We start from the raw sequence: 9,114 nt of genomic DNA on the forward strand, positions 1-9,114 counted from the left end.
GATGATCGACGAGGCGCTGGCCACCGGCGACCGTTCCTTCCAGAAGCGCTCCGAGGCCCGGATCCGGGAGCTGCGCAAGCAGGCCGGCACGGTGTTCCTGGTCAGCCACAACAACAAGTCGATCCGCGACACCTGCGACCGCGTGCTGTGGCTGGAACGCGGTGAGCTGCGCATGGACGGACCCACCGACGAGGTACTCAGGGAGTACGAGAAGTTCACGGGGAAGTAGCCCGGTGCGGGCCGGCCCCGCCGGAACTGTCCGGCGGGGCCGGCGTCTGCGAAGGAGACGTCAACTCCGGCCGCCGCGCGGAATCTTGACGCCGGTCGGTGCGTTGTCGTGTTGTGCGGAGACCCCCGCGGCCACGTGCCGCGTCGTGCCACGTAAGCTGTACCGGTCCTGAAAGGCGGCAATCAGGGCCATAATGCCCGACGCCATCCAGCGGTGCCGCGGGGCGGAAACCTGGCGGCGTGTCCGAAATAGTGTGCATTGGGTCAGCGGTGTAGAACGGGAGATGTGACGGCAATGGCTACGGAGACTCCCCGGTTGAGCGCAGCATGTGCCGTTCCCTCCCATGGCAGTCCGCGATGACGCCCGTGGCCGCGGCGCGTGCCGTCGACCCCGAGCGAGCCACCCTCGACAAGGCCGCCGCCGAGAACTTCCCCGTGGCCCCCTTCTTCCTGCCCCGGCCCTGGCGCGACGACCTCATGGCGGTGTACGGGTTCGCCCGTCTGGTCGACGACATCGGCGACGGTGATCTGGCCCCCGGCGGCGCCGACGCCCGCCTCCTCGGGGTGTCCGACGAGGCGGCCGAGGACCGGCTGGCGCTGCTGGACGCCTTCGAGACGGACCTGAACCGGGTGTTCGATCCGGCCGGCCCCGAGCCGCGCCACCCGCTGCTGCGCCGGCTCCGGCCGACGGTCCGCCGCCACGCGCTCACCCCCGAGCCCTTCCTCGGCCTGATCGCCGCCAACCGCCAGGACCAGCTCGTCAAGCGCTACGAGACCTACGACGACCTGCTCGCCTACTGCGAACTGTCGGCCAACCCCGTCGGCCGCCTCGTCCTCGCCGTCACCGGCACCTCGACGCCCGAGCGCGTCCGCCGTTCCGACGCGGTCTGCACCGCCCTCCAGATCGTCGAGCACCTCCAGGACGTCGCCGAGGACCTCGGCCGCGACCGCGTCTACCTGCCCGCCACGGACATGAGGCGCTTCCACGTCCAGGAGGCGGACCTCGCCGTACCCACCGCCGGCGCGTCGGTGCGCGCGCTGGTCGCGTACCAGGCGCAACGCGCCCGGGACCTGCTGGATGAGGGAGCCCCCCTCGTGGGTAGCGTCCACGGCAGGCTCCGGCTGCTGCTCACGGGCTTCGTGGCGGGAGGAAGGGCGGCCCTCCGTGCGATCGCCGCCGCCGAATACGACGTACTCCCCGGCCCGCCCAAGCCCGGCAAGGTCCAGTTGCTGCGCGAGGCGGGCGTGACTCTGCGAGGAAAGGGGTGATCCGGACCGTGGAGTCGCAACCACCCGCGTCGGCACCGGTACTCGCCGCCTACAGCTACTGCGAGGCCGTCACCGGACAGCAGGCGCGCAACTTCGCCTACGGCATCCGACTGCTGCCGACGCCCAAGCGGCGCGCGATGTCGGCGCTGTACGCGTTCTCCCGGCGCGTCGACGACATCGGCGACGGCCCGCTGGCGAACGACGTCAAGGTGACCCGGCTGGAGGACACCCGGGCGCTGCTCGCCCGGGTCCGCGACGGCGCGGTCGACGAGGACGACACCGACCCGGTCGCGGTCGCCCTCGCCCACGCCGCCGAGCACTTCCCGATCCCGCTCGGCGGCCTGGACGAACTCATCGACGGCGTCCAGATGGACGTACGCGGCGAGACCTATGAGACCTGGGACGACCTCAAGGCCTACTGCCGTTGTGTCGCGGGCGCCATCGGACGGCTCTCGCTCGGTGTGTTCGGCACCGAACCGGGCGCGCGCGGCGTCGACCGCGCGCCCGAGTACGCCGACACCCTCGGCCTCGCCCTCCAGCTCACCAACATCCTCCGCGACGTCCGCGAGGACGCCGGGGGCGGGCGCACCTACCTGCCCGCCGACGACCTCGCCAAGTTCGGCTGCTCCGCCGGGTTCGGCGGGCCGACGCCACCGGAGGGCTCCGACTTCGCGGGCCTGGTGCACTTCGAAGTGCGCAGGGCCCGCGCCCTCTTCGCCGAGGGCTACCGGCTGCTCCCCATGCTCGACCGGCGCAGCGGCGCCTGCGTCGCCGCCATGGCCGGCATCTACCGCCGGCTCCTGGACCGCATCGAGCGCGACCCCGGGGCGGTGCTGCGCGGCCGGGTCTCCCTGCCCGGACGCGAGAAGGCCTACGTCGCGGTGCGCGGCCTGTCCGGCCTGGACACCCGGCACCTGACCCGGCGCACCGTCAGGAGGCGCGCCTGATGGACACCCCGTGTCCCGGCGGAAAGCGGCGGGCGACCCTCCGCCGCGCCACCGCGTCCCAGACCGAGACGGCCGGTACCGCACCGTTCGAGCGGCGCACCGGCCGGGCGGGGGAGGACGTATGAGCCACGGCACACGCTCCGCGGGGCCGCTCACGGACGGCCCCGTTCCGGCGGGACGGCACGCCGTCGTCGTAGGCGGCGGGCTGGCCGGCGTCACCGCCGCGCTGGCGCTCGCCGACGCCGGGGTGGGCGTCACCCTGCTCGAGGGCCGGCCGCGCCTGGGCGGGCTCGCCTTCTCCTTCCGGCGCGGCGACCTGACCGTCGACAACGGCCAGCACGTGTACCTGCGCTGCTGCACCGCCTACCGCTGGTTCCTCGACCGGATCGACGGAGCGGCGCTGGCACCGCTGCAGGACCGCCTCGACGTGCCCGTGCTCGACGTCGCGCGCCCCGAGGGGCGGCGGCTCGGCAGGCTGCGGCGCGACGCGCTGCCGGTCCCCCTGCACCTGGGGCGCAGCCTCGCCACGTATCCGCACCTGTCGCTCGCCGACCGGGCCAGGGCGGTCCGGGCCGCGCTCGCGCTGAAGGGACTCGACCTCACCGATCCGGCCCTGGACACCCAGGACTTCGGCAGCTGGCTGACCGCGCACGGCCAGTCGGCGCGCGCCGTCGAGGCCCTGTGGGACCTGATCGGGGTCGCCACCCTCAACGCGGTCGCGGGCGACACGTCCCTGTCGCTCGCCGCGATGGTGTTCAGGACCGGTCTGCTGTCCGACCCTTCGGCGGCCGACATCGGCTGGGCCCGGGTGCCGCTGGGCGAACTGCACGACCGGCTCGCCCGCAAGGCGCTCGACTCCGCGGGCGTACGCACCGAGGTCCGCACGCGGGCCACCTCCGTCTGCGTGAACGGGAACGGGGGGTGGAGCGTCCGGGTTCCGGGCGAGACGATCCACGCCGACACGGTCGTCCTCGCCGTACCGCAGCGCGAGGCGTACGACCTGCTGCCCGCGGGCGCACTCGACGCCCCCGAGCGGCTGCTCGCCATCGGCACCGCCCCGATCCTCAACGTGCACGTCGTCTACGACCGCAAGGTGCTCGCCCGGCCCTTCCTCGCCGCCCTCGGCACCCCCGTGCAGTGGGTCTTCGACCGCACCGAGGCCTCCGGTCTGAAGCGCGGCCAGTACCTGGCGCTCTCCCAGTCGGTCGCCCAGGACGACATCGACGAGCCGGTCGCCGCGCTGCGCGAGCGCTACCTGCCCGAACTCGAACGCCTGCTGCCGCGCACCCGCGACGCCCGGGTCGAGGACTTCTTCGTCACCCGGGAGCGCACCGCCACGTTCGCTCCGGCCCCCGGCGTCGGACGCCTCAGGCCCGGCGCCCGCACCAAGGCACCCGGCCTGTACCTGGCCGGAGCGTGGACCGCCACCGGGTGGCCCGCGACCATGGAGAGCGCGGTCCGCAGCGGCGTCGGCGCGGCGGACGCCGCGCTGAGCGCCCTCGGCCGGCCCCGCCCCCGCCGTCTCTTCGCTCTGGAGGAGGCGGCGCACTCCGCCTTCCCGGGGGGCACCTCCCAGGCCTCCGGTCACCATCCGGAGGAGACCGGTGTCGCACTGCGAGGTGGGCCCGGTGAGGGTTGACGAACGCGGCGCGGAGGACCTCCGCACTTCCGGTACCGCAACAAGAGGAGAGACTGTGCCCACTGTGCCCCCGGCCTCGCAGGCCGCTCGAAGGACCGCGGTGGACGTGTCCGCGCTCCTGGAGCGCGGGCGGACCCTGGCCACGCCGGTACTGCGGGCGGCTGTCGACCGCCTGGCGCCTCCCATGGACACGGTCGCCGCCTACCACTTCGGCTGGATCGACGCCCACGGCCGACCCGCGGACGGCGACGGCGGCAAGGCCGTGCGCCCCGCCCTCGCCATGCTGTCCGCCGAGGTCACCGGGGCCGCCCCGGAGACCGGCGTGCCCGGCGCGGTCGCCGTCGAACTGGTCCACAACTTCTCACTCCTGCACGACGACCTGATGGACGGCGACGAACAGCGCCGGCACCGCGACACCGTCTGGAAGGTGCACGGCCCCGCCCAGGCCATCCTGGTCGGCGACGCCCTGTTCGCCCTGGCCAACGAGGTGCTGCTGGAACTCGGCACCGTCGAGGCGGGCCGTGCCACGCGCCGGCTGATCACCGCCAGCCGCTCGCTCATCGACGGCCAGGCCCAGGACATCTCCTACGAGCACCGTGACCGCGTGAGCGTCGAGGAGTGCCTGGAGATGGAGGGGAACAAGACCGGCGCCCTGCTCGCCTGCGCCAGCTCCATCGGCGCGGTGCTCGGCGGCGCGGACGACCGTACCGCCGACGCGCTGGAGACGTACGGCTACCACCTCGGCCTGGCCTTCCAGGCCGTCGACGACCTCCTCGGCATCTGGGGCGACCCGGAGGCCACCGGCAAGCAGACCTGGAGCGACCTGCGCCAGCGCAAGAAGTCCCTCCCGGTCGTGGCCGCGCTCGCGGCGGGCGGCCCCGCCTCCGAGCGGCTCGGCGAGATCCTCGCCGCCGACGCCAAGAGCAGCGACTTCGCGAACTTCTCCGAGGAGGAGTTCGCGGCCCGTGCCGCCCTCATCGAGGAGGCCGGCGGCCGCGACTGGACCGCCGAAGAGGCACGCCGTCAGCACACCATCGCCATCGAGGCCCTGCACGCCGTGGACATGCCCGCCCCGGTACGGGAACGGTTCACGGCGCTCGCGGACTTCGTCGTCGTACGGAAGAGATGATCACTATCGGTCGAATAGCCCTCGCGTAGTCGCCGGCCGGTGCCCAGGGGAGAACGGCACCGGCCGACGGCGGACCCACAGCAGACACCACTCGCAGGACTGCACGAAGGGGAAGCCATGACAGCGACGACCGACGGAAGCACCGGGGCGGCCCTGCCGCCCGCGGTGGCCGCGGCCAGCGAAAACGACACCGACATCCCCGAGGCGGCCGGGGTTCCCGACATCGCCGCCCGTGCCATGCGGCGCGCCACCGCCTTCCTGCTGTCCCGGCAGGACGACCAGGGCTGGTGGAAGGGCGACCTCGAGACCAACGTCACCATGGACGCCGAGGACCTGTTGCTGCGCCAGTTCCTCGGCATCCGCGACGAGGACACCACCCGCGCCGCCGCCCTGTTCGTCCGCGGCCAGCAGCGCGAGGACGGCACCTGGGCCACCTTCCACGGCGGCCCCGGCGACCTCTCCGCCACCATCGAGGCGTATGTCGCGCTGCGGCTGGCCGGCGATCCGCCCGACGCCCCGCACATGGCGAAGGCCTCCGCCTGGATCCGCGAACGGGGCGGCATCGCCGCCTCCCGCGTCTTCACCCGGATCTGGCTGGCCCTGTTCGGCTGGTGGAAGTGGGAGGACCTGCCCGAACTCCCGCCCGAACTGATCTGGTTCCCGTCCTGGGCGCCGCTCAACATCTACGACTTCGGCTGCTGGGCCCGGCAGACCATCGTGCCGCTGACCATCGTCTCCGCCGAGCGGCCGGTGCGCCCCGCTCCGTTCCCGCTGGACGAGCTGCACACCGATCCGCGCCGCCCCAACCCGCCCCGGCCGCTCGCACCGCCGGCCAGCTGGGACGGTGTCTTCCAGCGGCTGGACAGGGCCCTGCACACGCTGCGCAGAGCCGTCCCGCGCCGGCTGCGCAGGGCGGCCATGAACACCGCCGCCCGCTGGATCATCGAACGGCAGGAGAACGACGGCTGCTGGGGCGGCATCCAGCCCCCGGCGGTGTACTCGATCATCGCGCTGCACCTGCTCGGGTACGACCTGAACCACCCGGTGATGCGCGCGGGCCTGGAGTCGCTGGACCGGTTCGCCGTGTGGCGCGAGGACGGGGCCCGGATGATCGAGGCCTGCCAGTCCCCGGTGTGGGACACCTGCCTCGCCACCATCGCGCTGGCCGACGCGGGCCTGCCCGCCGACCACCCGCAACTGGTCAAGGCCGCCGACTGGATGCTCGGCGAGCAGATCGTACGGCCCGGCGACTGGTCCGTGCGCCGGCCCCACCTGCCGCCGGGGGGCTGGGCGTTCGAGTTCCACAACGACAACTACCCCGACATCGACGACACCGCCGAGGTGGTCCTCGCGCTGCGCCGGGTCAAGCACCACGACCCCGAGCGGCTGGACAACGCCGTCGGGCGCGGGGTGCGCTGGAACCTCGGCATGCAGTCGAGGAACGGAGCCTGGGGCGCGTTCGACGTCGACAACACCAGCCCGTTCCCCAACCGGTTGCCGTTCTGCGACTTCGGCGAGGTCATCGACCCGCCGTCGGCCGACGTCACCGCGCACGTCGTGGAGATGCTCGCCGTGGAGGGCCTCGCCCACGACCCGCGCACCCGGCGCGGCATCCAGTGGCTGCTTGCCGAACAGGAGCCGGACGGCTCCTGGTTCGGACGCTGGGGCGTCAACTACATCTACGGCACCGGTTCGGTCGTCCCCGCGCTGACCGCGGCCGGGATCCCCGTCTCGCACCCGGCGATCCGGCGGGCCGTGGCCTGGCTGGAGAAGGTGCAGAACGACGACGGCGGCTGGGGCGAGGACCTGCGCTCCTACCGCCACGTCCGGCAGTGGGCCGGCCGCGGCGCCTCCACCGCCTCGCAGACCGCCTGGGCGCTCATGGCCCTGCTGGCGGCGGGGGAGCGGAACTCCAGGGCCGTCGAGCGCGGCATCGAGTGGCTGGCCGCCACCCAGCGCGAGGACGGCTCCTGGGACGAGCCGTACTTCACCGGCACCGGCTTCCCCTGGGACTTCTCCATCAACTACCACCTCTACCGGCAGGTCTTCCCGCTCACCGCGCTCGGCCGGTACGTGCACGGGGAGCCGTTCGGCGGGAAGCCGGCCGTGGCGAGGACCGGGCCGGGGCAGCCGCTCGCCGAGGCGAAGGGAAGCTGATGAGGCCCCGGCCCGCCCCGGTCCCGCTGCTGATCGCCTGCGCGCTCGGCATCGAGCAGCTGGCCCTGCACAGGCGTGAACGGGGCGCTTCGGGCGGGCCGGTCACCGTCCTGCGCACGGGCATGGGGCCGACGGCGGCCGAGCGCTGTATCACCCGGATGCTCGCCGACCCGGACCTGGACCGGGCGGCCGTCCTCGCCACCGGCTTCTGCGCCGGGCTCGCCCCCGGTATGCACCCCGGCGACCTGGTCGTCGCCGAGGAGACCCGGGACCCGCGCGGCAGTGTCCCGTGCGTGGGGACCGAACTGCTGGCGAAGGAGCTGGGACGGGCAGCGCCCGGGCGCACCGTCCACACCGGTCCCCTCACCGGCTCCGACCACGTCGTCCGCGGCCACGAGCGGTCCGATCTGCTCGCGACCGGCGCGATCGCGGTCGACATGGAGTCCGCCGCCACGCTGCTGAGCGCCGTCCGGGTGGGCGAGCGCCCGGTTGCGGCCGTCCGGGTGGTCGTGGACGCTCCTGAGCACGAACTCGTCCGGATCGGCACGGTACGCGGTGGAATATCGGCTTTCCGCGTTCTCCGGTCCGTACTCCCGGCTTTCCGTGAATGGCACCGTTCCTTGCTGCTCCCCAGGAGGTGAGCCAGATGGCCATGCCGCTGCGTCAGTCCGTCAAGGTCGCTACATACTTGGCCGAACAGAAGCTCCGCAGGAGGGACAAGTTCCCGCTGATCGTCGAACTGGAACCGCTCTTCGCCTGCAATCTCAAGTGCGAGGGGTGCGGCAAGATCCAGCACCCGGCCGGGGTGCTCAAGCAGCGGATGCCCGTCGCCCAGGCCGTCGGCGCGGTTCTGGAGTCCGGGGCGCCCATGGTGTCGATCGCCGGCGGCGAGCCCCTGATGCATCCGCAGATCGACGAGATCGTGCGCCAGCTGGTGGCCAGGCGCAAGTACGTCTTCCTGTGCACCAACGCCATGCTGCTGCGCAAGAAGATGGACAGGTTCACTCCCTCGCCCTACTTCGCCTTCGCCGTGCACATCGACGGACTGCGCGAGCGCCACGACGAGTCGGTGGCGAAGGAGGGCGTGTTCGACGAGGCCGTGGCGGCCATCAAGGAGGCCAAACGGCGCGGCTTCCGGGTCACCACCAACTCGACCTTCTTCAACACCGACACCCCGCAGACGATCGTCGAGGTGCTCGACTACCTCAACGACGACCTCGAGGTCGACGAGATGATGATCTCGCCCGCCTACGCCTACGAGAAGGCCCCCGACCAGGAGCACTTCCTGGGCGTGGAGCAGACCCGGGAGCTGTTCAGAAAGGCCTTCGCGGGCGGCAACCGACGCCGCTGGCGGCTGAACCACTCCCCGCTGTTCCTGGACTTCCTCGAGGGCAAGGTCGACTTCCCGTGCACCGCGTGGGCGATCCCGAACTACTCGCTCTTCGGCTGGCAGCGCCCCTGCTACCTGATGAGCGACGGCTACGTGCCGACGTACCGGGAGCTGATCGAGGACACCGACTGGGACCGGTACGGCCGCGGCAAGGACCCGCGCTGCGCCAACTGCATGGCGCACTGCGGCTACGAGCCCACCGCCGTCCTCGCCACCATGGGATCCCTGAAGGAGTCGCTGCGCGCCCTGCGCGAGACGGTCTCCGGGAACAGGGGGTGAGGCCGTGACCGCTGTCCCGCTCGGGATCCCGGGGGTGCCCGCGCCGCCGCTCGCCGAGCGTCGTGCGTCGCGCCGC

Annotated in this window: 8 protein-coding genes and 1 pseudogene; all 9 read left to right on the plus strand. The window is 72.8% G+C overall.

Annotated features, from left to right (window positions below):
* Nucleotides 1–229, plus strand: a pseudogene (locus KYY02_RS32945) (ABC transporter ATP-binding protein); the annotation flags it as partial.
* Nucleotides 230–585: 356 nt separating this feature from the next.
* Nucleotides 586–1,497, plus strand: a complete 912-nt coding sequence (gene hpnC / locus KYY02_RS32950; RefSeq protein ID WP_371244594.1) for a squalene synthase HpnC — start codon at nt 586–588, stop codon at nt 1,495–1,497.
* Nucleotides 1,494–2,444, plus strand: coding sequence for a presqualene diphosphate synthase HpnD (hpnD, locus tag KYY02_RS32955; protein ID WP_371244595.1), 951 nt, complete (start codon nt 1,494–1,496; stop codon nt 2,442–2,444). Before hpnC ends, hpnD begins: the two co-directional genes overlap by 4 nt.
* Complete coding sequence (locus tag KYY02_RS32960) at nt 2,444–2,569, plus strand: DUF6380 family protein (protein WP_371244596.1); 126 nt, start codon at nt 2,444–2,446, stop codon at nt 2,567–2,569. The genes hpnD and KYY02_RS32960 overlap by 1 nt, the downstream gene beginning before the upstream one ends.
* Nucleotides 2,566–4,083, plus strand: a complete 1,518-nt coding sequence (hpnE, locus tag KYY02_RS32965; protein WP_371244597.1) for a hydroxysqualene dehydroxylase HpnE — start codon at nt 2,566–2,568, stop codon at nt 4,081–4,083. Before KYY02_RS32960 ends, hpnE begins: the two co-directional genes overlap by 4 nt.
* 64 nt (nt 4,084–4,147) lie before the next feature.
* Entirely contained in the window at nt 4,148–5,212 is a 1,065-nt protein-coding gene (locus KYY02_RS32970) for a polyprenyl synthetase family protein (protein ID WP_371244605.1), read from the plus strand.
* A gap of 117 nt (nt 5,213–5,329) precedes the next feature.
* On the plus strand, nt 5,330–7,369 hold the full coding sequence (gene shc / locus KYY02_RS32975; protein ID WP_371244599.1) for a squalene--hopene cyclase: 2,040 nt from the start codon (nt 5,330–5,332) through the stop codon (nt 7,367–7,369).
* On the plus strand, nt 7,369–8,010 hold the full coding sequence (locus tag KYY02_RS32980; protein ID WP_371244601.1) for a 5'-methylthioadenosine/S-adenosylhomocysteine nucleosidase family protein: 642 nt from the start codon (nt 7,369–7,371) through the stop codon (nt 8,008–8,010). Before shc ends, KYY02_RS32980 begins: the two co-directional genes overlap by 1 nt.
* 5 nt (nt 8,011–8,015) lie before the next feature.
* A complete protein-coding gene (gene hpnH, locus KYY02_RS32985; RefSeq protein WP_371244603.1) occupies nt 8,016–9,038 on the plus strand; it encodes an adenosyl-hopene transferase HpnH in 1,023 nt (340 codons plus the stop codon).
* Nucleotides 9,039–9,114 lie beyond the last annotated feature (76 nt).

The organism is Streptomyces pimonensis, from assembly GCF_041380215.1.
Classification (GTDB): domain Bacteria; phylum Actinomycetota; class Actinomycetes; order Streptomycetales; family Streptomycetaceae; genus Streptomyces; species Streptomyces pimonensis.

Coding starts and splice junctions, on each gene's coding strand:
- hpnC (WP_371244594.1), top strand. CDS start 586: ATGACGCCCGTGGCCGCGGCGCGTGCCGTCGACCCCGAGCGAGCCACC.
- KYY02_RS32960 (WP_371244596.1), top strand. CDS start 2,444: ATGGACACCCCGTGTCCCGGCGGAAAGCGGCGGGCGACCCTCCGCCGC.
- hpnE (WP_371244597.1), top strand. CDS start 2,566: ATGAGCCACGGCACACGCTCCGCGGGGCCGCTCACGGACGGCCCCGTT.
- shc (WP_371244599.1), top strand. CDS start 5,330: ATGACAGCGACGACCGACGGAAGCACCGGGGCGGCCCTGCCGCCCGCG.
- KYY02_RS32980 (WP_371244601.1), top strand. CDS start 7,369: ATGAGGCCCCGGCCCGCCCCGGTCCCGCTGCTGATCGCCTGCGCGCTC.
- hpnH (WP_371244603.1), top strand. CDS start 8,016: ATGGCCATGCCGCTGCGTCAGTCCGTCAAGGTCGCTACATACTTGGCC.